Source organism: Amycolatopsis sp. WAC 04197, assembly GCF_003947475.1.
Taxonomy (GTDB): Bacteria; Actinomycetota; Actinomycetes; order Mycobacteriales; family Pseudonocardiaceae; genus Amycolatopsis; species Amycolatopsis japonica.
In genome coordinates, this window is the sequence record NZ_QHJK01000008.1 from 467433 (window position 1) to 492692 (window position 25260).

18 protein-coding genes are annotated in these 25260 nt (G+C 69.2%); 5 read left to right on the plus strand and 13 right to left on the minus strand.

Annotation, left to right across the window (positions count from 1 at the left end; all coding sequences use genetic code 11):
- The first annotated feature begins 3 nt into the window (after nucleotides 1–3).
- Nucleotides 4–318 (plus strand): multidrug efflux SMR transporter, encoded by a 315-nt coding sequence (locus tag DMC64_RS29150; protein WP_125736112.1) that lies wholly within the window; start codon nucleotides 4–6, stop codon nucleotides 316–318.
- Between the two features lie 215 nt (nucleotides 319–533).
- On the opposite strand, the gene DMC64_RS29155 is transcribed toward DMC64_RS29150, so the two are convergent.
- Entirely contained in the window at nucleotides 534–1859 is a 1326-nt protein-coding gene (locus tag DMC64_RS29155) for an alpha-lytic protease prodomain-containing protein (RefSeq protein ID WP_125736113.1), read from the minus strand.
- Nucleotides 1860–1992: 133 nt separating this feature from the next.
- The gene (locus tag DMC64_RS29160) at nucleotides 1993–2976 is read right to left on the minus strand and encodes a LysR family transcriptional regulator (protein ID WP_037339585.1); all 984 of its coding nucleotides are present in this window, start codon (nucleotides 2974–2976) and stop codon (nucleotides 1993–1995) included.
- 162 nt (nucleotides 2977–3138) lie between these two features.
- Here DMC64_RS29160 and DMC64_RS43350 point away from each other — a divergent pair, with 162 nt between their 5' ends.
- Entirely contained in the window at nucleotides 3139–4449 is a 1311-nt protein-coding gene (locus DMC64_RS43350) for a hypothetical protein (protein ID WP_233629853.1), read from the plus strand.
- A gap of 87 nt (nucleotides 4450–4536) precedes the next feature.
- Here DMC64_RS43350 and DMC64_RS29170 read toward each other — a convergent pair whose 3' ends face one another.
- The 4 genes from DMC64_RS29170 to DMC64_RS29185 all read right to left on the minus strand — a co-directional run bounded on the left by DMC64_RS29170 (nucleotide 4537) and on the right by DMC64_RS29185 (nucleotide 9140).
- Complete coding sequence (locus DMC64_RS29170; RefSeq protein ID WP_125736114.1) at nucleotides 4537–5730, minus strand: sodium:proton antiporter; 1194 nt, start codon at nucleotides 5728–5730, stop codon at nucleotides 4537–4539.
- 91 nt (nucleotides 5731–5821) lie between these two features.
- Nucleotides 5822–8092: a protein translocase subunit SecD gene (gene secD, locus DMC64_RS29175; RefSeq protein ID WP_125736115.1), complete on the minus strand. Its 2271-nt coding sequence runs from the start codon at nucleotides 8090–8092 to the stop codon at nucleotides 5822–5824.
- Between the two features lie 55 nt (nucleotides 8093–8147).
- Entirely contained in the window at nucleotides 8148–8534 is a 387-nt protein-coding gene (locus tag DMC64_RS29180) for a hypothetical protein (protein WP_233629854.1), read from the minus strand.
- Nucleotides 8535–8564: 30 nt separating this feature from the next.
- A complete protein-coding gene (locus DMC64_RS29185; RefSeq protein ID WP_072026550.1) occupies nucleotides 8565–9140 on the minus strand; it encodes a TetR/AcrR family transcriptional regulator in 576 nt (191 codons plus the stop codon).
- 81 nt (nucleotides 9141–9221) lie between these two features.
- On the opposite strand from DMC64_RS29185, the gene DMC64_RS29190 reads away from it, so the two are divergent.
- Nucleotides 9222–9551 (plus strand): rhodanese-like domain-containing protein, encoded by a 330-nt coding sequence (locus tag DMC64_RS29190; RefSeq protein ID WP_016335231.1) that lies wholly within the window; start codon nucleotides 9222–9224, stop codon nucleotides 9549–9551.
- Here DMC64_RS29190 and DMC64_RS29195 read toward each other — a convergent pair.
- Nucleotides 9542–10192: a maleylpyruvate isomerase family mycothiol-dependent enzyme gene (locus tag DMC64_RS29195; RefSeq protein ID WP_125736116.1), complete on the minus strand. Its 651-nt coding sequence runs from the start codon at nucleotides 10190–10192 to the stop codon at nucleotides 9542–9544. The two genes, DMC64_RS29190 and DMC64_RS29195, sit on opposite strands and share 10 nt — an antisense overlap.
- A 106-nt stretch (nucleotides 10193–10298) precedes the next feature.
- Here DMC64_RS29195 and DMC64_RS29200 point away from each other — a divergent pair, with 106 nt between their 5' ends.
- Complete coding sequence (locus DMC64_RS29200) at nucleotides 10299–10712, plus strand: RidA family protein (protein ID WP_125736117.1); 414 nt, start codon at nucleotides 10299–10301, stop codon at nucleotides 10710–10712.
- Between the two features lie 18 nt (nucleotides 10713–10730).
- On the opposite strand, the gene DMC64_RS29205 is transcribed toward DMC64_RS29200, so the two are convergent.
- Entirely contained in the window at nucleotides 10731–17111 is a 6381-nt protein-coding gene (locus tag DMC64_RS29205; RefSeq protein WP_125736118.1) for a DUF11 domain-containing protein, read from the minus strand.
- A 237-nt stretch (nucleotides 17112–17348) separates the two neighbouring features.
- On the opposite strand from DMC64_RS29205, the gene DMC64_RS29210 reads away from it, so the two are divergent.
- Nucleotides 17349–18275 (plus strand): hypothetical protein, encoded by a 927-nt coding sequence (locus DMC64_RS29210; protein WP_233629855.1) that lies wholly within the window; start codon nucleotides 17349–17351, stop codon nucleotides 18273–18275.
- On the opposite strand, the gene DMC64_RS29215 is transcribed toward DMC64_RS29210, so the two are convergent.
- From DMC64_RS29215 to DMC64_RS29235, 5 genes are all read right to left on the minus strand, one after another.
- Nucleotides 18262–19116: an alpha/beta fold hydrolase gene (locus DMC64_RS29215; RefSeq protein ID WP_125736119.1), complete on the minus strand. Its 855-nt coding sequence runs from the start codon at nucleotides 19114–19116 to the stop codon at nucleotides 18262–18264. The genes DMC64_RS29210 and DMC64_RS29215 overlap by 14 nt on opposite strands.
- Nucleotides 19113–20816 carry an ABC transporter ATP-binding protein gene (locus DMC64_RS29220; RefSeq protein WP_125736120.1) on the minus strand — a complete coding sequence of 568 codons (1704 nt, stop codon included), beginning with the start codon at nucleotides 20814–20816 and terminating at the stop codon, nucleotides 19113–19115. Before DMC64_RS29220 ends, DMC64_RS29215 begins: the two co-directional genes overlap by 4 nt.
- Nucleotides 20813–23335, minus strand: coding sequence for an ABC transporter ATP-binding protein/permease (locus tag DMC64_RS29225; protein ID WP_125736121.1), 2523 nt, complete (start codon nucleotides 23333–23335; stop codon nucleotides 20813–20815). Before DMC64_RS29225 ends, DMC64_RS29220 begins: the two co-directional genes overlap by 4 nt.
- The gene (locus DMC64_RS29230; protein WP_125736122.1) at nucleotides 23335–24033 is read right to left on the minus strand and encodes a TetR/AcrR family transcriptional regulator; all 699 of its coding nucleotides are present in this window, start codon (nucleotides 24031–24033) and stop codon (nucleotides 23335–23337) included. Before DMC64_RS29230 ends, DMC64_RS29225 begins: the two co-directional genes overlap by 1 nt.
- 614 nt (nucleotides 24034–24647) lie before the next feature.
- Nucleotides 24648–25199, minus strand: a complete 552-nt coding sequence (locus DMC64_RS29235) for a TetR/AcrR family transcriptional regulator (protein WP_125736123.1) — start codon at nucleotides 25197–25199, stop codon at nucleotides 24648–24650.
- Nucleotides 25200–25260: the final 61 nt, after the last annotated feature.

Here is a 25260-nt window from a genome sequence, read left to right on the forward strand (position 1 = left end):
GTCATGTCGTGGCTTGTCCTCGTCGTCTCGGGTGTGCTGGAAGCCGTGTGGGCCACCGCCCTCGGCAAATCCGAAGGTCTGTCCCGGCCGGTGCCGTCGGTGATCTTCGGCGTCACGCTGGTGGCCAGCATGGTGGGTCTCGCTTACGCGATGAAGGATCTCCCAGTCGGCACCGCCTACGCGGTCTGGGTCGGCATCGGGGCTTCGCTCACCGTCGCCTACGGCATGTGGTCCGGCGCGGAAACCGTTTCGGTGGCCCGGATCCTGCTGATCGTGGGGATCGTCGCCTGCGTGGTGGGCCTGAAGATCCTGCACTGACCCCGTAACTCACGTGATCAGACACGTAACTCACGTGACCGGACGCGTAACTCGGGTGTGCGGCGTCTGATCACGCGAGTTACGCCTTCAATCACGCGAGTTGCGTGCCCCGTCACGCGTGTTACGCCAAAAAGGGACCGCCCCCGACGCACGGACGACGTCGGGGGCGGTCGGGTCCGGGCGCACCCCTGCGTGTGGCCCGGACGGCTAGGTGGTCAGGCGCGCGCCCAGAGCGCTGGGACGTTCGGCGGCTCCCAACCGACCTGAGCGGTGTGGCCCTGCAGGGCCCGGTACGAAACGCCGTCGTAGGTCACGGTCGCGCCCGCGGCGTAGGTAGTACCGGCCGCCCAGGTTCCACCGGGCGGGTTGTTCGACGTCGTGGTGGTCGGCGTCGTGCTCGACGGCGGGTTCGAGCCCGAGGTCACCAGGCGGAGGCTGTAGACGCTCAGGATCTCCGAGATCGGCTGGAAGTAGAACGTGCCGCCCGAGCTGCAGTTGCCGGAGCCACCGGAGGTGACGCCCTGCGCCTGGTCGCCCGCGAGCCACGAGCCACCGGAGTCACCCGGCTCGGCGCAGGCGTTGGTCCGCGTGAGGCCGGATACGGTGCCCTGCGGGTAGTTCACCGAAGCGTTCTTCTGCTGGATCGTGCCGCAGTGCCAGCCCGTCGTGGAACCGGAGCGGCAGACCGACGCGCCGATCGCGGCCTCCTGCGAACCCGCCACCGGGACGGTGCCCGGGTACCGGTTCACCAGTCCGCGCGGGGTGTTGCCCGCGTCCACCCGGACCCACGCGTAGTCGTTGCCGGGGAAGCTGGAGCCCGCGACGGTCCCGCTCGGGTTCGACGTGCGCGTGCCGGTGGTGCCGCAGTGGCCCGCGGTGACGAAGCCGCCCTCGACCGAGAAACCGATCGAGCACCGGCCCGAGCCGAAGGTGTAGGCGTTGCCGCCGATGACGTCGATCAGCGGCACCGGGCTTTCGGTGCTGGTCTCGACCCGCACCGCGTCGGCACGCACACCGGAGGCGGTCGCCCACGACTTCGCGGCGGCCTCGCCACCGGCGTTGGCCAGGACGACGATCGAGTTGGTGGTGGCGTCGACGTACCAGCCGGGCACGGTCTTCGGCGCGCTGGTTCCCTTGGCGTCCAACGACAACTTCGCCGCGTCGAGTTGCGCGGCGCTCCGGGCGACCGTCTTCGGGGTCGCGCCGGCCGCACGGACGACACCTTCCAGGGCCGCGTCGGTGACCGCGACGGTCAACGTGGTCCCGGACGCGTCCAGCCACGATCCGGCGTAGGACGGGCCGAGCCGGGTCTTGAGATCGCCGTCGGCGCGGGCCGCCTTCTTCTCGCCGGCGAGCCGGGTCTTCGCCTGATCCGGGCTGATCTTCAGGTCGCGCGCCAGTGCGGCGACGATCTCCGACTGGACCTGGTCGGCCGCCGAAGCGGTCTGGCCGGCGCTGGCGCTCGGCGTCAGCGCGACGGCTGTGACCAGGCCCGCGCCGGTAAGGGCCGCCGCGGCGGCCGCTACGATCTTTCGGTTCATTTCAGGCGTTTCCTCACCGCGTTCCGGAAGAAGATCTCGTCCCAGACCGTACGAGGCACCTGCTACAAATGGTACATACCATTTAGGTCATATCCACCGAGTGGACTGGACCTTTCGATCGCTTCCGCGCTGGTCAGCCCACTCCCGCGTCCGTGTAGTCGACGCCGTAACCCGGATTCAACTCCAGGTACTTCGAGTAGGTCGGCCGCCGGTCGATCAGCTCGCCGTACACCGCGCGCGACAGCGCGATCATCTCCGCGGCGAAGGGCCCCATCTCGCCACGTTCCGACCAGCCGACGAGATTCCGCCAGCTCAGCGGATTCCCCGCGATCGGGACCGCGACGATCCCCGGGATCTCGTGGAACAGCGGCTGGCACAACACGACCGCGTGTCCCGACTCGACCATCTCGATACAGGTCAGCACATCGGTCTCGTACAACGATCGGGGCGTGAAGCCCGATCTCGCGCACGCGGACGCGAAACAGTCGCCGAAGCATCCGTCCCCCGGTGTCGCGCACCAGCGTTCGTCCGCGAGGGCGCCGAGTTCGACCTCGTTCTGCTGCGCGCGCTCGTCTCGCGCGGACATCAGCACGAACACCGGATGATGCGCGAGCGTCCGCCAGCGAAGACCGGGTTCCGGCGGTGGGCCCGCGTCGCCGCAGACGCCGACGAAGGCGAAGTCCAGCGCGCCCTCGGCGGTCATGTCCGCGAGTTTGTTGGCCGACCACGACGTATGCGTGGCGACGTGGATGTCGGGATGGGTGGTGCCGAGGCGTTGCAGGAGCGCCCCCAGCATCGGCCCCGTCGCCGAACCGAGCCGCAGGGTCACCGGCTCACCGGTGCCCGCGTGCTGGGCGAGACGTGCCGCTTCGTCGTGCAGCGACGACACGGCGGGCAGCACCATCTTGGCCCGGTCGAGGACGAGGAGACCGAGCGCGGTCGGCCTCGTGCCGGTGTGATCGCGGAGGAACAGCTTCCCGCCGAGGGTCCGTTCGATGCGCTTCAGTTGTGCTGTCAGTGCAGGCTGGGCCATTCCGAGCGTATTCGCCGCTTTGGTGATACTCCCGAGTTCGGCGATCGCGCACATGATGCGCAAGTGGCGCAGTTCCAGCTCCATCCCTCTACGTTAGTAGACATAACTGGACTGGACCAGACAAACGGTTGAGCCAAATGGCTTCGTATCGCTTGGTTCGCGGTATGCCATCGATGTCAGCAATCCCGGACATGCCGGGGCGTCCGGCCGATACTGTCTCCACGCAACCGACGACGAGGGGGTTCAGTGGCGGACGAGCGTGGACGGATCCGGCGATCGCTGGCGCGGGTGATCACCGACGACAACCTGGATCTCTACGTACTGGGCGCCGTCGCCTTGGCGTTCACCGTCCTGGGCGCGACCGGGATCTCGGACGTCAAAACGCTTTCCTCCGTGGTGACGGCACTGCTGGCCCTGCTCGCCTTCTCCCAGATCCGCTCGCGGCGGCTGACCGAACAGGTCCGGGATTCGAATCGCGGCGGCCCCGCCGCGCTCTTCGATCCGGAGTTCCCCGCGGATCTCATCTCCCGGCGCGCGGCGGCCTTCGACATCCTGCTCATCGGCCATTCGATGACCAGGACCGTGCAGGGCATGCGCAGCGATATCCGGTCGATCCTCGACTCGGGCGGACGAATCCGGGTACTCGTCCTGGATCCGACCGACGAAGAACTCGTCGCGGTGGCCGATCGCCGAATTTCCCAAAGCCTCGGACAAGGACGGCTGCGGCAGCGGATCCTCGCGACACTGGACGAACTGACGTCCTTGAAGAGCAGGACGAGCGGCAGGCTGGAGATCCGGGTTTCGTCACGGATCTCGTCCGCGGGCTTCAACTGTCTCGACGTCTCCACCAAACGGGGCCTGGTCTGCGTTCAGCACTACGAATACCGGCCGACCGGTGAAGCGTCTCCGGTGTTCACAGTGGAACCGAAGGACGCGCCCTGGTACCGGCACTTCGCCGACGAGGCGGAACGGCTGTGGGAGGACGGCACCCCCTGGCCCTTGTCCGCCGCGGACCGGCTCGCGCGGGCACGTCGTCCGGTGTTCAGCGAGGACTTCGGCGCCGGACTCGCCGAGGCGATCGACGGCACGAGCGAACTGCTGGTCACCGGGATGGCCCGCAACACCCTGGTGAACAACAGCTACGGCAAGTTCGAAGAACGGTTGCGCGCGGGTGCGAAGATCCGGTTCGTGCTGATCGACCCGCATTCGCCCGCGATCGACACGGCGGCCTCCCGCTACTACGCCGTGCGTTCGCCGGAAAGCGCGCGAGAGCGCGTGCTTCACACGCTGCGGGTGCTGGCCGAACTGCGCCGCTCGACCGGCGGCGACCTCTCCGTCCGGCTCGTCACGCATCCGATCGCGATCGGGGTCATCGCCACCGGCTCGGCGCTGTTCGCCGAGTACTACACCTACCAGGCCGCGGGTGAGCCGAAGTTCGTCCTGCAGCCCGCGGACGGTGCGGCGTACCGGACGTTCCTCGGCGAGGCGGAGGCGTTGTGGAACAGCGCCGAACCGTACGACCTGACCTTGGACGACGTGGAGACGCCGGGCAACTGACCCGGTAACGGTTCGGGAACGGCAGCCGGGCGATCGTGAGTGGGCTGAAGGCTCCCTTCACCGCATCTGATGCGGTGAAGGGAGCCTTCAGCCCAAGGTCCTCTTCGACTTCCGGTTCAGGAACGCCGAAGCCCCGACACCGTGCGCGACGACGCTCGCCAGCACGGTCACCGACATGACGCTCAGCGCGACGTCGGCCGCCTCCCCGTCGAGCGAGTTGAACGCCAGCAGCCCGAACACGATCGACGCCGCGCCGCGCGGGGCCAGCAGGCCGATGGTCATCCGGTCCTTCCACCGGAAGTCCGTCCGCAGCAAGGCGAGCAGCACCGGGATCAGCCGCGCGACCGTCAGCGCGACGACACTGACGAGCACGATGCCCCACGTCAGGCCGAAGGACAGCACCAGCACCGCGGTGCTGCCGAAGACGAACCACATCAGCAGCCCGCACAGCGAACTGACGTCCTCGGCGAGCCCGAGTTCCTCTTCACCGGGGTGCCGGGCCGTCTTGTACGCGATCCCGCAGATGAACGCGGCGACGAACCCGTTGCCGCCGATCGCGACGGCCGCGGTGTAGGTCAGCAGCGGCAGGGCGACGGCCGCGACCCGCGCGGAATGCCGGGTCGACCAGCCGTGTTTGCCCGTCACGTTCATCGCCACCGCGGCCACCGCCCCGATGACGGAGCCCGCGAGCACGGCCAGCAACGCCGCCGGGATCGCGGCCTGCAGCGCCTCACCTGGCGTGTTCGCCTGGTGGTGGCTCCCCGCGAGGGTCAGCGCGAAGATGAAGACCGGCGCGACGACGCCGTCGTTGTACCCGCTCTCGACGTTCAGCAGATGCCGCACGCGTTCGGGCACGCGCACGTCGTGCACCACCGACGTCGCCGGCGCGAAATCCGTCGGGGCGATGATGCAGGCGATCAGCAGCACCGCCGCCCAGCCGAGGCCCGGCAGCGTCAGCAGGCCGACGCCCATGACGATCAAGATCGTCAGCGGCAACGCGATCAGCAGCAGCCGTACCGCCGTTTTCGCGTCGTGGCCGAGGTAACCGCCCTTCACCGCGGTGGCGTCCACGAACAGCAGCAGCGCGAGGATCAGTTCCGCCGCGTTGAGCGCGATCTCGGTGTTGAGCCCGTTGCCGAGGTCGTTGCGGGTGGTGAACCCGATCGCCAGCCCGGCCGCGACCATCGCCATCGGCGCGGTGATCTGCCAGCGCTCCAGCCGTGCCGCGGTCATCGTCCAAGCCAGCACGACGACCGCGCCGACGAGCACGCTCTGGATCATCTACCCGCCCCTCGTTCCCGGTGGACTCCCCTGCCACCGGGAACGAGCATAGAGGCCGGGCGGAGCGCGGCGGTCCACAAAGGAACGTCGATCACACCACCGCGCCGTTGTCGTCCCGCTGCCGTGTCGGATTCGCCTTCCGGGCGGGACGTCCGGCCCCGGGCCACCGCTTGTCGAGGAGGATCGCGACGGGCCCGGCGGTGGCCACTGTGGACACCGTGCCGGCGACGAGACCGAGCAGGAGCGCCAGGGCGAAGTCGGCCAGCGAACCGTCTCCGAGGACCAGCAACGCCCCCAACACGAACAGCACCCCGATGCCGGTGTTGATCGTCCGTGGCAACGTCTGCAGTACCGCCGTGCCGACGACGCGCGGGAACGGTTCCTTGCGGCGTTGTCCCCGCACTTCCCGCACCCGGTCGAAGACCACCACCGAGTCGTTGACCGAATAACCGATCACCGTCAGCAGCGCGGCGAGGAAGACACCGTCCATGGACTTGCCCAGCCAGGCGAAGATCCCGAGGATGATCAGGACGTCCTGGGCGAGCGCGGCGACCGTGGCCAGGCCGAGCCGCCAATCGAACCGCACCGCCAGGTAGATCAGCTGCGCCAGCACCGCGAGGCCGAGCGCGATCACCGCCTTGGTGCGCAGTTCGGCGCCGAGACTCGGGCCGATCTTCTCGTCGCGGATCTCGGTGGCGTCGCCCGCGACCCCGGCGACGGCGGTCCGGATCCGTTCGGTGGCGTCCTCGTCGATCGGCTCGGTGCGGACCGAGATGTCCTTCTCACCGGACATCTGCACGACGGCGCGGGGGAATCCGGCGTCGGAGACGGCGTCCCGGACCCGCTCGACGTCGGCGGGCGCCGAAGTGCTGTATTCGACGACCCGGCCGCCGGTGAATTCGACGCCGAGGTTCGGCCCGGCCACGAACAGGCCCGCGATCGCGGCGATCACGACCGCGCCCGCCACCATCAGCCAGCGTTTCGGTTTCCCGAGGAATTCGGGATCGCGGCGGTTCACCCACTGCCGGACCCGGCCCTCGTGGGTCAGCCCGGACAGCCGCGGTTTGCGCGCGACCACACCCCGCATCGTGAGGTGCAGCAGCAAACGCGTGAGCACCAGCGAGATGAACAACGCGACGACGACGCCGATCGACAGCGTCACCCCGAAGCCGCGCACCGGACCGGACGCCAGCCAGAACAACAGGCCCGCGGCGAGCAGGGTGGTCACGTTCGAATCGACGATCGCCGACAACGCGCCACTGAACCCGCGGCTGACCGAGCGTGGCAGCGAGCCACCCCGTTTGACCGAGTGTTCCTCTCTCGCCCGTTCGAAGACGAGCACGGTGGCGTCGACGGCCATACCGATGGCCAGCACGAATCCGGCGAGCCCCGGCAGGGTCAGCGTCGCGCCGACGGCGAGCAGCGCGGCATAGGACACGCCCGCGTAGGCCACCAGCGCGCCCACGGCGATCAGCCCGGCCAGGCGGTACACCGCGAGCAGGAACAGCGCGGTCAGCGCCAGTCCGATCACGGCGGCGCGGGCGCTGGCGTCGATGGCGGCGGCGCCGAGGGTGGGCCCGACGGTGCGCTGCTCGATGATCTCGACCGGTGTCGGCAACGCGCCGGCGTTGATCAGCAACGCCAGATCCTTGGCCTCGGCCGGCGAGAACCGCCCGGTGATCTGCGTGCTCCCGCCGACGATCCCGACCCCGCAGGCGACCTGCGGGCTCACCTGCGGTGACGAGATCACCTTGTCGTCGAGCGCGATCGCCAGCCGGCGGGCGGGATCTCCCGGCGGTGAGCAGGCGGCCTGCCCGGTCAGCCGCTCCCAGGCACGGCCGGAATCCCCTTTGAAGTCAACCGAAACGAGCCAGCCGCCGCCCTGCGAATCGATCGACGAGCGTGCCTCGTCGACGCCTTCGCCGGTCAGCGCGGCGGGCCCCAGGGTGATCGGCTGCCCGCTCTCGTCGTTGAGCACACGGGAGTCCGCGGCGCCAGTGGCGAGCACGGGATGGAAGGACAGCTGAGCGGTACGGCCGATCACTTCGACGGCCTCGCGTGGATCCCGGACGCCGGGAAGTTCGACGATGATCCGGTTGTCCCCCGAGCGGGCCAGCATCGGCTCGGCGACACCGAGGGCGTCGACGCGGCGGCGCAGCACCTCGAGCGTCCGGTCGGTGGTCTCCGCGTCGGCGGTGACGGTGGGCGAATCCTTGGTCTCCAGCACGATCTGCGTGCCACCACGCAGATCGAGCCCCAGTCTCGGGGCGGTGGTCAGCAACAGGTACACGGTCGCGGCGAGAACGACCAGCGAGACGACGGCTCGCCCGGTCATGCCCCGCCGCGCGGTTTCGCGCGGCACGAAGTTCTCCTTGGTGATTTCCCGGTTCGGGCGCGCGAACACGCGCCCGTGAGCGTCAGACGGCTACCGGGAAAGGAGGAGCGCGATCACCGAGCGCGAGGCGGTTCGCGGTGCGCGAGGCGGGAGTGGCTTCGTCGTGGAGTTCGCTGAGGCGGAGCAGCGTCGTGGACGCGGGCCCGTGCGGGACGGTGCCGAAGAGAGGCAGATCACCGTGACCGTGCACACCCAGGAGCGCGGGTTCGGCGGCGAGCCTGCCCGCGGCGCGCACCGGCGCGACGGCCTTGGAGACCGAGGAATCGACCGTCGCGCTCGCCCCGCGCGACTCGTCCGCCGAAGCGGAACCGCCCGAGTGGAGCGCGAAGAACAGGCCGAGCGCGGTCAGCACGGCGGCGAGCAGCACCGGCACGGCCTGCCTGGCCGACCTTCGGCTCGCCACCATCATCGACACACTCCCGGGGTTCTCGCCGACACCCTACTGGGATCCGGCCGCCCGCCACAGGCGCGTGATCCCGGCGCGGACGCGGTCCTCCCCCAGTTCCGGCAGCAACGCGGTCAGATGTTCGGCCGCCAGCGGGGCCAGGAGGGCATGCGCGGCGTGCTCGGGGTCGGGGGTTCCGTCGAGCAGGATCGCGACGTGCCGGTGCCAGAACCGGTAGGCCCCGATGCGGTAGCGCGCGCCCGGCGCGGCGGTCTCCGACATCCGCACCAGCGGCAGATGTTCGAGCACATAGTCGACGTACGCGTCGGCGAAGGCCACCAGCCGGTCGGCCGGCGGAGCGCCCGGGCCCAGCGGCGGCGGCCCGTGCAGGATTCCTTCCTGGAGCAGGCGTTCCCGCGCGTCCAGCAGCGCGACGGCCAGCCCCGCCTTGTCTCCGAAGCGGCGGAAGAGCGTTCCCTTGCCCACCCCCGCGGCCGCCGCCACCTGATCCATCGACACCGCTTCGACCCCGTGCTCGGCGAACAGCGACGCCGCCGCGTCCAGGATCGCGGCCCGGTTGCGGGCGGCGTCGGCGCGCTCTTTGGGCGGCGGCGTGCGCAGAAGTTCCAACGAGGTTGCAAAAGCGGACTGCGGTCCGTTATGGTCGTGAGGCACATGCGGACTATAGTCCGATTAACTGGAGGTAGCGACATGACCGCACTCATCACCCGTGACGAGCTGAAGGCCGCGATCGACGCGAAGACCGTGACGGTGGTCGACGCGCTGGGTGGCGAGTACTACGCCAAGCAGCATCTGCCCGGCGCCGTTCCCCTCGTCCTCGCCGACGTCGACGCGCACGCCGCGACCGTGCTGCCCGATCGCGGCGCCGCCATCGTCACCTACTGCTCGAACCCCGCCTGCCCCAACAGCGGCCAGGTCGCCGACCGGCTCACCGCGCTGGGCTACACCGACGTCCGCAAGTACCGGGAAGGCATCGAGGACTGGGCCGGCGCGGGCCTGCCCCTCGAATCTCAGGTCTGAGCGGGGGCGCGCTCCCGCAGGATCGGAACCCCCTCGCCGTCGAGTTCGGCGAGGTAGGCCGTCCGTCCGGTCATGGCCATGATCAGGGCCAGTGTCGTGCCCGAGACGAGCGGCCCGGACCCGACGGCGAAGGGGCCATCGGTGGCTTGCAACCGCAGCCCGCCGATGCGCCCCTTCGCCGTCACCACCATGTCCGAGCCCCCGTAGTACCCGGCCAGTTCTGTGAGGACGGGGATCGGGTAGTCGCGGCGGAGGCCGAGCGGGCGGCGGATGTCCTCGGCGTGCACGATCGCCTCACCCAGCATCGCGATCTTCGGCAACGGCGGTTTCGTCGTGCTGGTGACCACGCCGCGGAAGCGCTCCAGCGTCTCGGCGCCGTCGGCGCCCATCTGCTCGGCGAGCCGCATGGCGACCTGCTTGTCGAAGTCCCATCGGCAGCGGATCACCCCGGCCATCCACCGCAACGGCGTGAGGCTCGCCCCCGCGGTGACATGCGCGAGCACCTGTCGCACCGTCAGCCCGGTACACAGCGACGGCGTCTCCCATTGCTCCTCGGTGAGCTCCGCGAGGTCGTCCGCCAGTGCCGCCCGCTCGGCGTGGACCAGCGGCCAGAGCTCGGTCTTCGTTCCCGTATCCGTCATTCGGAACCCTCCAGTCGTCATTCGTCGAAGGTGAGACTCCCGACGCGCCCCGGAATCATCGGTACGTTGGAGACGATTTTCCCGAGTGGACGAAAGAAGAGGACTGATGATCCAGCGGTGGAGTCCGGAGACCGTCGCGGCGCCGATCGGCCCGTACAGCCATCTGGTCCGCGTGCCCGCCGATCACGAACTCGTGGTCGTGTCCGGTCAGATCGGCGTGCTACCCGACGGCGAACTCGCCGGGCCCGACGCCGAATCCCAGACCCGCGCGTTGCTCGGCAACCTCGAGCGGCTGCTCGAAGCCTCGGGTGCCGGACCTGAGCACCTGGTCAAGGTGTTCAGCATGCTGTCCGGCACCGAACACCTCGCCGGGTTCCGCACGGCGACGCGCGAGACCTTCACCCGCTGGTACCCCGAAGCGGACTGGCCCGCCCAGTCGTTGATCGTCGTGGCGGCACTGGCCCGGCCGGAGCTCGTCGTCGAGGTGGAAGCCCTGGTCGCGGTGCCGCGTGCCGTTTAGCAGCGGCTCGGCCCCGACCTAGGACTCCCGGCGCCTCCGTCCGGCGAGGAGCAGCAGCGCGCCGATGGCCAGCATCCCGAACGCCAGCACCGTCATCGTCTTCACCGGTGAGCCGGTCACGGCGAGACCGGGCGGACGCGGGGTGGTCGGCGGCTGCGGGTTCGGCTTCTCCGGCGGCTGCGGGTTCGGCGGTGTCGGCGGCACCGGGGTGTCCGTGCCGCAGTCGGGGTTCGCCGAACCCGGCGGGCAGTTGCCGCCCGGCGTGTCCGACGTGACGACGTTGCGGAGGCGGTGGTCACCGGTCGCCGGCTTCCGCACGGTGACCGCGTAGGTGACGGTGGCCTTCTCCCCCGGCTTCAGCTCGCCCTTCCAGGTGAGCTTCGGCGCGGAGTAGCTGACCGTGCCCATGCTCGCCTTCGCGGTGCCGTCGAAGGTCGCGTCGTCCAGCACCTGGCTCAGGTCGTCGGTGAACGTCGCGTCGTCCACCACGGCCTGCCCGGTGTTCTCCACCGTGACGGTGTACGTGACGACCTCGCCCGGCTTCGCCTCCGTCTTGTCGACCGTCTTCTTGATCTTCAAGCTGGACAGCGGTGTCGTCGTGCCGCACTTCGGATCCTTGCTGCCCGGCGGGCAGTTGCCGCCCGGGGTGTCGGACGTGATCACGTTGGCGAGCTTGCCGTCGCCGTCGGTCTTGGTGACCTTGACGCTGTACGTGACCGTCGCCGTCTGCCCGATCTCCAGGTCGCCGGTCCAGGTCAGCTTCGGCTCCTCGTAGGTCACCGAACCGATCGTCGCCGCACCGTCCTTCTGGAACACGGCGTCGTCGAGGACCTCGCTGAGGTCGTCGGTGAACGTCGCATCGGTCAGCTTCGTCTTGCCCGTGTTGCGCACGGTCACCGTGTACTTCACGACGTCGCCCGGATTCGCCGTGGCCTTGTCCGCCTTCTTCTCCAGCGAGATCCCGGGCACCGGGGTGACGGTCGAACACGCCGGATCGTCGGACTGCGGCGGGCACGTGCCCGGCGTGTTGGTGCTGACGGTGTTCCGCAGTTCGTGATCACCCGTCACCGGGTTCTTCACCTTCACCGAGTACTTCAGCGTGGTCGTCGCTCCGACCGGCAGGTCGCCCACCCACACCAGGTTCGGCGCGGCGAAGGAGAACGTGCCGTCGACCGGGGCCGCGGTGGCGTCGTCGGAGTAGTCGGCGTCGTCGAGCACCTCGGACAGGTCGTCCGTGACCCGTGCGGCGTCCTCGCCGACCAGGGGGACCTTGCCGGTGTTGGTGACGGTCACGGTGTAGGTGACGACGTCGCCCGGGTTCGCGGTCTGCTTGTCCGAGGTCTTCTTGACCGTCAGCTCGCGCGACGGCACGTCCGCGACACAGTTCGGGTCGGTCGAATCCGGCGGGCAGTTGTTGCCCGGCGTGTCCGAGGTGACCGCATTGGACAGTTTCTTGTCACCGGGGTTCGGGTTCTTGATCTTGACCGTGTAGGTGATGACCGACGCCTGCCCGATGCCCAGCGAGCCGGTCCACGTCAGCTTCGGCGCCGCGTAGGTGACACCGCCGATGGTCGCCGCACCGTCGTTCTGGTAGTCGGCGTCGTCCAGGACCTCGGTCATGTCGTCGGTGAAGGTGGCGCCGACCTGTTCGGTCTGCCCGGTGTTGGTGACGGTGATCGTGTACTTCACCGTGTCGCCGGGGTCGACCGACTTCTTGTCGGCGGTCTTCTTGATGAGCAGCCCGGAGACCGGCGTCGTCGTGCCGCAATCCGGATCGGTCGAACCCGGCGGGCAGTTCCCGCCCGGAGTCTCCGAAGTGACCACATTGGACAGTTTCTTGTCACCGTCGCCCGGGTTCTTCACCTGGACCGAGTACGTCACCGTGGCGGTCGCACCGATTTCGAGGTCGCCGGTCCACGTCAGCTTCGGCGCCACATACGTGACACCGCCGATCGTCGCCGCGCCATCGTTCCGGTAGACGGCGTCGTCGAGAACCTGGGTCAGATCGTCGGTGAACGTGGCACCGGAAATCTTCGTCTGGCCGGTGTTCCGCACCGTGACCGTGTACTTCACGACGTCGCCGGGATTCGCCGACTGCTTGTCGACCGTCTTCTTGATCTCCAGACCCGAAACCGGGGTCTCCGTGCCACAGTCCGGATCGGTCGACCCCGGCGGGCAGTTCCCGCCCGGCGTCTCCGACGTCACGACATTCTTGAGCCGGTTGTCGCCGGTGTTCGGGTTCTTCACCTTGACGGTGTAGGTCACCGTGGCGGTCTCGCCGACGCCGAGATCACCGGTCCAGGTCAGCTTCGGCGCCGCATACGTGACGCCACCGATCGTCGCCGCACCGTCGTTCTGGTAATCGGCATCGTCGAGAACCTGCGTCAGGTCATCGGTGAACGTCGCACCGGAGATCTTCGTCTGACCGGTGTTGGTGACGGTGACCGTGTACTTCACGACATCGCCGGCGTTCGCGGATTTCTTGTCGACCGACTTCTCGATGTTCAAACCGGACACCGGTGTCGTGGTGCCACACTTCGGATCCGTCGAGCCCGGCGGGCAGTTCCCGCCCGGAGTCTCGGAAGTGACCGTGTTGATGAGCTTCTTGTCTCCTGGGGCGGGATTCTTGACCTTCACCGAGTACGTGACCGTCGACGTGGCGCCGACCTCCAGATCCCCGGTCCACGTCAGTTTCGGCGCCGCATACGTGACACCGCCGATCGTCGCCGCACCGTCGTTCTGATAGTCGGCATCGTCGAGAACCTGCGTCAGGTCATCGGTGAACGTCGCACCAGAGATCTTCGTCTGACCGGTGTTCCGCACAGTGACCGTGTACTTCACCACGTCACCGGGGTTCGCCGACTGCTTGTCCACGGACTTCTCGATCTTCAGACCGGAAACCGGCGTCGTGGTGCCACACTTCGGATCCGTCGAACCCGGAGGGCAGTTCCCACCCGGCGTCTCCGACGAGACCGCGTTCTTCAGCAGGTTGTCGCCCGGGTTGGGATTCTTCACCTTGACCGAGTAGGTCACCGTCGAGGTGGCACCGATTTCCAGATCGCCGGTCCAGGTCAGCTTCGGCGCCGCATACGTGACACCACCGATCGTCGCCGCACCATCGTTCTGGTAATCGGCATCGTCGAGAACCTGCGTCAGATCATCGGTGAACGTCGCACCGGTCAGCTTCGTCTGGCCGGTGTTCGTGACGGTCACCGTGTACTTCACGACATCGCCGGGGTTCGCCGACTGCTTGTCGACCGACTTCTCGATCGTCAGGCCCGACACCGGCGTGGTGGTCCCGCATTTCGGATCGGTGGAGCCCGGCGGACAGTTACCACCCGGCGTCTCCGAAGTGACCACATTGGACAGTTTCTTGTCACCGGGGTTCGGGTTCTTGACCTTCACCGTGTACGTGACCGTCGACGTGGCGCCGATCTCCAGGTCACCGGTCCAGGTCAGTTTCGGCGCCGCATAGGTGACGCCGCCGATGGTCGCGGCGCCGTCGTTCTGGTAGTCCGCGTCGTCGAGCACCTGCGTCAGATCATCGGTGAACGTCGCGCCGGAAATCTTGGTCTGGCCCGTGTTCCGCACCGTCACCGTGTACTTCACCACGTCACCAGGATTCGCCGACTGCTTGTCCACCGACTTCTCGATCAGCAACCCCGAGACCGGCGTCGTCGTCCCGCACTTCGGATCCGTCGAACCCGGCGGACAGTTACCACCCGGCGTCTCCGACGACACCGCGTTCTTCAGCACGTCATCGCCCGGGTTCGGATTCTTCACCTTGACCGTGTACGTCACCGTGGACGTCTCGCCGACGCCGAGATCCCCGGTCCACGTCAGCTTCGGCGCCGCATAGGTGACGCCGCCGATGGTCGCGGCGCCGTCGTTCTGGTAGTCCGCGTCGTCGAGCACCTGCGTCAGATCATCGGTGAACGTCGCACCCGAGATCTTGGTCTGGCCCGTGTTCCGCACCGTCACCGTGTACTTCACCACGTCACCAGGATTCGCCGACTGCTTGTCCACCGACTTCTCGATCAACAGCCCCGAGACCGGCGTCGTCGTCCCGCACTTCGGATCCGTCGAACCCGGCGGACAGTTACCACCCGGCGTCTCCGACGTCACTACGTTCTTGAGCCGGTTGTCACCGGTGTTCGGGTTCTTCACCTTGACCGAGTAGGTGAACTCCGCGCTCTGCCCCGCGGCGAGCGTGCCGGTCCAAGTCAGCTTCGGCTCCACATAGGACACCGAGCCGGGCGACGCGGTGGCGTCGTTCTGATAGACCGCGTCGTCCAGCACCCCGGTCAGATCGTCCACGACCTTGAGATCCGCCGCGGTCACCTTGCCGGTGTTGGCGACGACGACCTTGTAGCGCACGGTGTCACCGGGGTCGGCGGACTCCTTGTCCGCGGTCTTGGTCACCGTGTACGACGGCGGCGGCACCTTGGTCTTCGCGCACGCGGCCGCGGGATCGTCCGCGCAGCGGTTGTCCGGCGGGACGACCGGCGGCGGTCCGGTCGGGACGTTCGCGCGGTTCACCAGTTCCTTGCCGATGGCGGCTTCCTCGACCTTCACGCGCACGGTCAGCGTGGCGGTCTCCCCGACCGCGAGACCGTTCACGGCCCAGTCGATCGGCCCGGTCCCGGACGCGGTGCCCTTCGAGGGAGTGGACGACACGTAGGTCGTCCCCGGCGGCAAGGTGTCGCGCACCGTGAGCGCGGGCACGGGGATCACGCCGGTGTTCCGCAGCGTCACCCGGTAGGTCAGGGTGTCGCCGGGGACCGCCTCGGCGAGGTCGACCGTCTTCGTCAGCTGGTACCCGGGCGACGCGACCGTGTTCCGCACCGTGTTCGACGTGCGTTCCTGCGGCCGTCCGGTGTCCTCGCCGCGGAAGGTGAGCTTGCCGGTGTTGTCGAGTTTGGTTCCGTCGGGCACGTCGAGCCCGACCTTGACCTTGAAGGCGACCTTCTGCGACTGCCCCGGCCTCAGATTCCGGAGGGTGCACGTGACCACCTGCCCGGCGGCGGAACAGTCCGGATTGGACCCGGCCACGAACGTGACGCCGTCGGGCAGGGTGTCGGTGAGCACGACGTTCGTCGCGGTGTCGAGGTCGGTGGTGGAGCCGTCGGCGTGCCGGTTGGCGACGTCGAAGGTGTAGGTGACCTCGCCGCCCTTGGTCACGTAGCCCGGCGGATTGTCGTCGGTGTTGCCGACCGGGTCGTTGGCCTTGGTGATCTGCAGATCCGGTTCGAGCGCGTCGGTGACGAGCCAGATCGTCTGCGGGTACAGCGCGTCGCCGACGGTGCCGATCTTCACCTGGAGCGCGGTGGTCCCCGCAGGGACCTTGCCGGTGATGTCGATGCTGCGGGCGTCGTACCCGACGTTGTTCACCGGATTGGGATTCCGCGACGTGACGTTCGTGCCCGAACCGGTGGCCGTGACCCGGTCGATGCGGCTGCTGAAGGCGTTGTTGGTCGCCACCCCGCCGGGCGCGGGCATCGCGATCGTCTGCAGACTGGAGGCGTCCGGGCCGACCTGGAGATAGTCGCCGGTGATCGGCGCGTCGCCGTCACCCGCGACGATGCCGAGTTCGACGTTGGGCTGACGCGAGGTCGGGGCCTTGATACCGCTCAGCGCGATGGTCGCCGAACTCGGCGTGCTGCCGCCCGCGACCACCTGCATCCCGTCCCAGACCTGCAGGTACCGCAGCGGCTCGCTGGGCAGTTCGTAGGCGACCACCAGCGACCAGCCACCCCAGCAGCCGAGGTTCGTCCGGCTGATCGACTGGCCCTGGCAGGCCTGGATGTCGGCGACCGTGTACTCCCCGGTGCCGGCGTTCGTGACGAGGGACGTGACGTCGGCCGCGCCGCCGTAGGCGTACAGCGTCGGGGACCCGCCCGTGGTGGTCGCGGGGAACCAGTCGTAGGTTTCGGCGGTGACGCGCTGATACGCGCCGGAGCCCGGGGTCTTGATGGAGACCTGGTTGCCCCGGCTGCCGTCACCCGAGGTCCCGCTGCTCGCGACCGGGTTGAACTGCCAGTACAGCCGGGCGTTGAGCACCTTCGCGCCGGCCGGGACGTTCAGGTTCGCGGCGGACGCGGTGTTACCGGGCGCGGCCGGGTCGGTCTTGATCCACGACACCGGGCTCGCGTTGCTCGCGGACTCGTTGCAGACGACACCGACGCCGCACTGCACGACGGAGTTGGCGGCCATCGTGATACCGCCGTGCGCCAGCCCGGAGTACACCGGCTCCGGCCCGATCGGCCGCTCGGTGCCCGCTCCGCGCGGCTGGATCTGGGCGTTCGCGGGCAACGGGGCACCCATCAGCAGGGCCACGACGACCACCGAGAGCAGTGCCACGCCCCGGCGCCACCGATTCCGCCCACGACGTTCCGCCATGCCGTCTCCGCCTCACCCCTCGCTCCCGTCTGCCCAGGTCAGGACGGCGGGGACAGCGAGCCCAAGTGATGGTCATCCTGGGTCGGCAAGATCGTCGTCGGCAAGCGGGAGCAGCGGTGTCTCCTGGAGAAAACCCGTTTAGTGGCCCCGAAACCCCCGGACGGGTGATGAAACACCGTCCACAACGGACAAAGGCGAGGGTGGCGTTTCGGCGCGAAATCCGGCATCGTCGAACGCGTGATCGAAATTCCTTATCGCGGCTCCGGCCCCTATTGCTATACCCATTCCCTCGCGATGCTGCTCGGCGCGGAAGCTCCCGGCCCCGACGTGCTCGAAACCGTGACCGGCAGCCCCTTCGGCATGCAGTCGGTCGGCGGAACGCTGCCGTTTTTCGACGCCTTCGGCTGGGATCCCGATCTCGGCATCGGCGAAGCGCTCGACGCCCTCGGCTGGAGCGCGGAAACGACGAGCGAACCGGATCCGGACACCGCGTTCGCCCGGCTCGTCGAAAGCCTTTCCGACGGACCGGTCCTGATCGGCCCGGTCGAAATGGGGCACCTGCGCCACCAGCCGGGAATGACCGGACCGATCGGCGCGGACCATTTCCTGGTCGCGCTCGCCGCGGACGACGAGTCCGTCACCGCCCACGACCCGCAGGGATATCCGTACGCGCGGATCCCGCGGGCGGATTTCGCCGCCGCCTGGCTCGCCGAAACCGTCGCCTACGGCAAACCGCACACGATGCGGACGCGTTTCGCGCGGCACACCGCCGTCTCGGAAGAAGCCGCGATCGTCGCGGCGCTCCCCCGGGCGATCAGGCGGCTCGGCGGCGAAACGGACACCGGACTCCCGCCCGGCACGGTGGGCAACGGCGACGCCGCCCTCGCGCTCGCCGCCCGGATCGAAGGAGGACCCGACCCGGAACTGCGTGGGCTGCTCGTCCACTTCGTCGTACGCCTCGGCGCCCGGCGGACGAACGACGCCGCGACCTGCCTGCGCCGGGTCGGCCACGAAGCCGCGGCAGCCGTCCTCACCACGCAGGCGCGGCTGATCGGCTCCCTGCAGTACGACCTCGTCGTCGAGGACGACGCACGGGCCGCCGCGACGCTCCGGACGCTCGCCCCGACCTATGAAGACCTGCGGCGGGCGCTCACGTCATCCTGAGGATCTCGCGGACGATCACCTCGGGTTCGGTCTTCGGCACGTAGTGACCGGACCGCTCCGCGATCACGTGCCTGCCTGCGGGCGAAAGGGTCACCCGATGGGCGTGGGACGCGTTCGCCCGCGCTCTCATCGCACCGGACATCCCGCCTCCGCCGAGGCCGCCGGACACGACCGTGAGCGGGATGTCCCCGAGCACCGGTGGTTCGTGCCGCCAGAGGGCCAGTTCGTCGAGGAAGGTGCGGGCCTGCTCCCGGTGGGTCCGTGTCGTCCCGACGGTGAACGCCTCTCGTTCGAGGTCGCGGCGGACGTCGTCCGGGATGTCCCGCAGCAGACCGCGGAAGACGACCTTGAGCAGGCCCAGCCGCGCGAGCGCGGCGCTGACCCCGACCGCGACGCGTTCACCGGTGCGAAAGGCCCGGCCGAAGAGTACTTCGGCCGCTTCATCGGTCGGGTCGACCAGCACCAGTCCGGCGATCCGCTCCGGACGGCGGGCGGCGGCCTGCCGCACGATCGGCCCGCCCGCGCTGTGCCCGGCGAGGATGTACGGCCCCGGGCCGAAATGGTCGAGGACGTCGTTGAGGTCGTCGGCCATCCGGCGCAGCGTGCGGCCGCCGGGGTCGGGGGCGCTGCGGCCGAGCCCGGAGCGGTCGTAGGCGATCGCGCGGGTGTGGCGGCCGACCTCCGGCTGGACCGCCGCCCAGGACGACCGAGTGGCGGCCGCGCCCGCTTCGAACACGACCTTCGGCCCGGTGAAGCCCTCGGGTCCCGGGTGCACCATCGCGTAGAGCCGTCTGCCGTCACGGGTGACGACCCATTCGGGCTCGCCTTGGGTGTGGATCATCCCGCGGTGATCCTCCAGCCGGTGGCGTCGAGCTGCCGCCGCCAGAACTCGGCGAAACGTCCTTGCGCCGCAAGGAGTTCTTCGACCGTGCCCGATTCGGCGATCCGTCCGTCCTCGAGGAAGAGCACCCGGTCGGCGTGCCGGATCCCGGCGATCCGGTGGGTGACGATCACCCGCGTCCTCGGCACGGGATCGGCGCTGAGCGAGCGGACCACGGCGTCCTCGTTCTCGGTGTCCAGTGCGCTGGTCGCCTCATCGACGAGCAGCACGGGCGCGGGTTTGAGCAACGCGCGGGCGATGGACACCCGCTGCCGCTCGCCGCCGGAGAGGGCGGTGCCCGCCTCGCCGACGGCCGTGTGTTCCAGCAGTTCGCCGACTCTGGCGAGCCCGACGACCTCGGCGACCCGCTCGTCGCTCGCCGTGGGATCCCCGGCGAGCACGTTGTCCCGCACCGATCCCTCGAAGAGATACGGCTGCTGGAAGACGAAGGTGACGAGATCCCGGCGGAATTCCGCGACATCCTCGCCGTCGGCGAGCACCCGACCGCTCGTAGGCTGGTGCAGACCGGCGAGCAGCGCGAGCACGGTGCTCTTGCCCGAGCCGGACGGCCCGACGATCGCGGTCGTCGTCCCCGGTTCCAGGGTGACGTCGAAGTCCTCCAGCACGTGCTCGGTGTCCGGCGAGTAGCGGAAACCGACCTTCTCGAACCGGATCTGCGGTGCTTCGGCCGGTGCGGGCCATTCCCCGGCCGGGGCCACGGGCGCGGTGAGGACGGTGCGGATGCGGCCGAGCGTGGTGGTGGCGGTTTCGATACCGGGCGCGAGATCCCCGAGCGCGGTGAACGGTTCGAGGTACCGGGCGATCACGACGATCAGCGCGACGGCCTCGGGCACGCTCAGCTCGCCTCGTGTGGCGAGCAGGACCGTCGTCCCCGCGAGCAGGACCAGCGCCAGTTGACCGGCGACGCCGAACAGCACCTGCCCCGGGATCTGCAGGCGGAGCAACCGGACGGTCGCGCCGTGGTGCGCGGTGAGCGCGGCGCCGGCGTGACTGCGCGCGGGTTCGACGCGGCGGGCGGCCCGCAACGTCTGCTGGGTGCGGGCGAACTCGACGATCCGTTCGGTCAGCGTGGTGTTCGCCTCCGCCGTCGCCCGGTCGGCACGGCGGGTGATCCGGCCGGTCGCCCACAGCGCGCCCAGCAGCACCGGGACCCCGGCCAGCGCGGCGACACCGAGCGGCCAGGCGATCGGCAGCAGGGCCAGCGCGATCGCGATCGGCAGGAGGACCGCGCCGATGAGCGGGGTGAGCAGGTACCCGACCAGGCCGACGAGGTCGGGACCGGTGGCGGCGATGGCCTGCCGGGCGGTCTGGGTGTGTTCACCGTCCAACCAGGACAGCCGGACGTCCGTCAGCCGCTCGGCGACGTCGTGCTGGGCGTGGTCCAGCACCCCGAAGCCGAGTTCGAAGCCGAGCCGCCCCACGACGGCGTCGATCGCCCAGCCAGCCGCGGTGACGGCCGCGAGCGCACCGAGCCAGGGCAGCGCGTCCGAAGGCTCCGCGCCGAACAAGGCACCCACCAACGGCACCAGCAGGACGACACCGGTGGCACGCAAGAGCACCGAAAGCACGGCTAGCACGACATAGCGCCGGAAGGCCGGGCGTTTCGTCTCGGGGATCAGGTCCGGCAACGTGCGGATCACGCGGTCACCCCCGCACCGGCACCGGCCCGCCACAAGCGGGCGTAGCGCCCATCCGAGGCGAGAAGTTCTTCGTGGGTACCGCTTTCCGCGATCCGCCCGCGGTCGAGGACGACGATTCGGTCGGCGCCGGTGATCGTGTGCAGGCGATGGGCGATGACCAGGACGGTGCGGCCCGCGGTGAGCCGGTCGAGTGCTTGCTGCACGAGATACTCCGACTCGGGATCGGCGAAGGCGGTCGCCTCGTCGAGGACGAGGACAGGGGCGTCGGCGAGGATCGCACGAGCGATGGCCACCCGTTGGCGTTCACCGCCGGACAGCTGGGAACCTGCATCCAGGACGGTGTCATATCCCTGGGGCAGCCGGAGGATCCGCTCGTGGATCTGCGCGTCCCGGGCCGCGGCGAGGACGTGCTCTTCGGTGGCGTCCGGAACGGCCAGGGCGATGTTCTCCCGCACCGTCCCCTGGACGAGTTGCGGATCCTGGAACACGAATCCCACGCGGCCGTAGAGTTCGTCGGCGGCGAACGCGCGGACGTCCCGGCCGCCGACCCGGATCGCTCCCTCGGTGACGTCGTGGAACCGCGCGACGAGTGCGGCGAGGGTCGACTTGCCCGCTCCCGACGGTCCGACCAGCGCGGTCACCGTGCCGGGACGCAAGGTCAGGGAAACGTTCTCCAGCACGGGAACGCCGGAGCGGTAGGCGAAGCTCACCCCGTCCAGTTCCACAGCGCCCGGCTCGACGCTTTCGTTTGCCGCAAGCTCCACTGTGGACAGTTCAGGTTCGTCGAGCACGACCTGGATCCGCCGTGCGGCCAGCATTCCCTCGCGAACGCCGCCGAGGCCGTAACCGATGCCCAGCAGCCGCGCGCCGAAAGTGGTGCCCAGCACCAGGAACGGGATCAGTGTCACCGGCTCCATACTGCCGCCGACCACCATCAGCGTGCCGGTGCCGGTGATCAGGAGCAGGAAGGTGGCGGGCCGGGTGGCGAAGTCCAGCATGGTCTTCTTGCCGGTGAACGGGCGCTGCCAGTCGCCGAGGAAACCGAGGTACTCGTCGAGCCGCCGCCGGAACGACGAAGCCGCGGCGCCGCCGAACACGCGGATCACCGGCTGCCCTTCCAGATACGCGCCCGCCTCGCCTGCCATCCGCTCCGCCCAGCGCATCGCCTGGCCGGTCTTGGGTCCCGATTGGACGACCATGATCGACGTGGTGACGAGGTAGACGAGGATCGGGACGAGCAGGACGAGAGCGAGCCGCCAGTCCACCGCGAACAGGTACCCCAGCACCGCGACCGGCGCGACGACGGCCGCCACCGCGTCGGGGACGGCGTGCGTGACCAGGTAGTGGAGCGAGAGCGTGTCGCCCTGCACGAGTTTCGCGACCGTGCCCGAACCCCGCGCGGTGAACCAGCCCAGCGGCAGGCGCCCGAGTTTGCCCAGCAGGCGCTGACGCAGGTCGCGGGCGAACCGCGCGTCGGCCGCGTGCAGCCAGAGCACGACCGCGGACTCCAGCAGGGTGCCGACGCCGAGCAGGACCAGCGCCGAGACACCGAGCGCCCACAACGATTCGCCGCCCGCGAGCATCCGCCGGACCAATTCCACCAGCAGGACGAAGGGAGCGAGACCGATCAGCGTCACGACGGCCTGCAGGATCCCGGCGAAGATCAGTGTCCGCCGCACCGGCGCGAGCAGTCGTCCGGCCGCCTGTGCCCGCCATGCCCCCTTCGGCGCCGCTGCGACGGGCTTCGGGACTTCGGCGGCCGGCTCTTCCTTTTCCCCGCGGAAAGCACCCATGGCCCGGCCGTAGTACCAATACGCGCGGCCGTGCACCTCGGACTTGGGGAAGCCGAACGCCTCACGCAAACGCGTCTTCAGGTGTTTGAACGAACCGGCTTCCGTCGCGATCCACGCCTGCCAGTCCGACCAGTCGCGCGTCTTGATCGCCGCGGCCAGCGAAGTCGCGTCCAGGCGCGGCACCCAGTGCACGGTCAGCCGCGGGTGTCCGCCCAGCGGGATCAGCCGGTCGGTCTCGTCGTGCTCTTCGAGGTACAGCTCGATCGGGAGGTCGGCCGGGATCACCTCGAGGATCGCGTTGATCGCCGGGATCGAGGCGGAGTCGCCGATCAGCAGGTAACCGACGGGAGGTTCGGCGGGGACCGAGAAGGACGAGGAACCCAGTGACATCACCGGAACCTTCGCACCCGGGCGCGCGTCACGCAGCCAGCGCGACGCCGGACCGGCGGGCTCGTGCAGGACGACGTCGATCGCGAACGTGCCGGCTTCCGGGTCGGCCTCGGTGAGCGTGTACGCGCGCTGGAACTCCGTCGTGCCGCCTTCCGGATCCGGGAACCAGAACCGGAGCCAGGCCGCCGGCTCCACGACGACGTCCTCGAACAGCGTCGGCGAAACGAACCGCACCCGCACGAATTTCGGCGTGATCTCTTCCGTCTCGACGACGGTCGCTTCGTGGTCTCTGGCCCCGAAACCGCGCATCACCGCGCCCTGGAATCCGCGCGCCATCACAGCCCCTCCCCCGTGGCGGCCAGATCGGCCACCATCTCGGCGACCGGCCTGCCCGGCGGGCAGGACCCGATCAGCCCACGGATCGACGCGGTCAGCAGCAGCCGCACGTACTCGGGCCGCGGCACCTGCGGCAACGCGGCGGACGGTTCGGCGAGCCGGTCGTCGCGGGACAGCCGGTCGCGAACCGCCTCCCGCTCGCGGTCCAGCCCGTCGCCGTCGGCCTCCTCGGCGGCCGCGCTGTTCTCCTCGGACGCGGTCATCGCGATGGTCATCGACGCGACCGCGCCGCTGAGCACGATCGCCGCGCCGGGCTCGTAACCCCGGCGGACGAGGGCGTCGACCTCGATGTTCAGCAAGCGCTGACCGCCGTCCCCGCGCGGAAACAGCAGCTGCAGATAGCCGGCGAGGCCCGGGTGCTCCAGCATGAACGCCCGCATTTGCTGGGCGAAGGACAACAGGTGTCGTTCGAGGTCGTGCCGCGGATCGTCCCGGAGCCGCAGCTCGGCCAGGATGCTCTCGCCGACCAGCCGCTCCAACCCCCACCGGCTTTCGACGTGGCGATAGAGGGCGGTCGCGGTCACCCCCAGCCGGACCGCGACCGCCTTGACACTGAGCCCGCGCATCCCGAGCTCGCGACCGGCCCGCACGATGTCGTCCACCGCGACCATGGCCGGGCGGCCACCGATGTTCGGCATGTCGCCCCCCTTTGGGAAAGTTATAGGGGGAAACTAAGGGTGGGCTTACCTGATGTCAAGGGTGGCTTTGTGTTGGGGACAGTGGGCCGAGGGTGGTTCGGCGGATGCTCGGGCTCGGCGACGCGGTGTCGCCGAATTTCGGCGAGATCGGGTCTGCGTCGATCAAGGCCCCGAATGTGGCATTGGGGACACTCGACGGCCCCAATGCCACATTGGCGCACTGAGCCGCGGCTTGCCCAGCCCGGCGGGGATCCGTTTTGCGCGTCCGATGCGGTGTCGCCGAAATTCGGCGAGAACAGGCCAGCGATCTACCCGCGACCAGGGTTCCCAATGTCGCATCAGAGACACTCAGCGACCCAAACGCGACATTGGGAACCCTCAAGCCCGGCCACCCCAGGCGCACAGCAAGACGGCGATCACCTACCGCGTCCGGCGCGATCTCGCCGAAATTCGGCAACAACAGGCCCGGCGACCAGCGACCCAAACTCGACATTGGAAACCCCCGAGCCGCGGCCGCTCAACACAGCGAGGCGGCGACCGCCTTCCCGCGTACGCAAGATCTCGCCGAATATCGGCAAGAGCCCAAGCGCCGAACCCCAAACCGCAGCAAGCGCTCAGCGCAACAAAGCGGCAGCGATCGCCTTACCCCGAGCAGCCGCATCCGGCGCGTTCTCGCGCACCGCGGTCACGATCGCACCGTCCACGATCAAAACGAGCTGCGCGGCGAGTTCCCCCACATCGACCCGGCCCGCGTCGGCGAGCAGACCGGCCAGGTATTCGGTCAGCGCCGCCTTGTGCTCGGCCGCCACGGCGTGCACGGGGCTCGCCGGATCCGCCGTCTCGACCATGGTGTTGATGAAGGCGCAGCCGCGGAAGTCCTTGCGGGAGAAGCGTTCGAAGAGGGCGTCGAAGACCGCCAGGATCCGGTCCTCCGGAGCGAGACGGTAGCCGTCGACCGTGCTGGAGAGCCAGTGCCGCCAGGTGCGGTCCCGTTCCCGCAGCACGGCTTCGACCAGCGCGTCCTTGCTCGGGAAATGCCGATAGAGCGACGCCTTGCCGACGCCGGACTCCTCGAGGATGCGATCGATGCCGACCGCGCGGATGCCTTCGGCGTAGAACAGCTCTTCGGCCGTGCTCAGCAGCCGCTCGCGCGCTCGGGTTCCCACGGGCGAAACAGTACCACTCTGTACCGAATTGGTTGACCGCAGACGGTACAGATCGGTACCG

Excerpts from the sequence above, each read along its gene's own strand:
- DMC64_RS29150 (WP_125736112.1), top strand. The coding sequence starts at position 4 with ATGTCGTGGCTTGTCCTCGTCGTCTCGGGTGTGCTGGAAGCCGTGTGG.
- DMC64_RS29155 (WP_125736113.1), bottom strand. The coding sequence starts at position 1,859 with ATGAACCGAAAGATCGTAGCGGCCGCCGCGGCGGCCCTTACCGGCGCG.
- DMC64_RS29160 (WP_037339585.1), bottom strand. The coding sequence starts at position 2,976 with ATGGAGCTGGAACTGCGCCACTTGCGCATCATGTGCGCGATCGCCGAA.
- DMC64_RS29170 (WP_125736114.1), bottom strand. The coding sequence starts at position 5,730 with ATGATCCAGAGCGTGCTCGTCGGCGCGGTCGTCGTGCTGGCTTGGACG.
- DMC64_RS29180 (WP_233629854.1), bottom strand. The coding sequence starts at position 8,534 with ATGATGGTGGCGAGCCGAAGGTCGGCCAGGCAGGCCGTGCCGGTGCTG.
- DMC64_RS29190 (WP_016335231.1), top strand. The coding sequence starts at position 9,222 with ATGACCGCACTCATCACCCGTGACGAGCTGAAGGCCGCGATCGACGCG.
- DMC64_RS29195 (WP_125736116.1), bottom strand. The coding sequence starts at position 10,192 with ATGACGGATACGGGAACGAAGACCGAGCTCTGGCCGCTGGTCCACGCC.
- DMC64_RS29200 (WP_125736117.1), top strand. The coding sequence starts at position 10,299 with ATGATCCAGCGGTGGAGTCCGGAGACCGTCGCGGCGCCGATCGGCCCG.
- DMC64_RS29205 (WP_125736118.1), bottom strand. The coding sequence starts at position 17,111 with ATGGCGGAACGTCGTGGGCGGAATCGGTGGCGCCGGGGCGTGGCACTG.
- DMC64_RS29215 (WP_125736119.1), bottom strand. The coding sequence starts at position 19,116 with ATGATCCACACCCAAGGCGAGCCCGAATGGGTCGTCACCCGTGACGGC.
- DMC64_RS29225 (WP_125736121.1), bottom strand. The coding sequence starts at position 23,335 with ATGGCGCGCGGATTCCAGGGCGCGGTGATGCGCGGTTTCGGGGCCAGA.
- DMC64_RS29230 (WP_125736122.1), bottom strand. The coding sequence starts at position 24,033 with ATGCCGAACATCGGTGGCCGCCCGGCCATGGTCGCGGTGGACGACATC.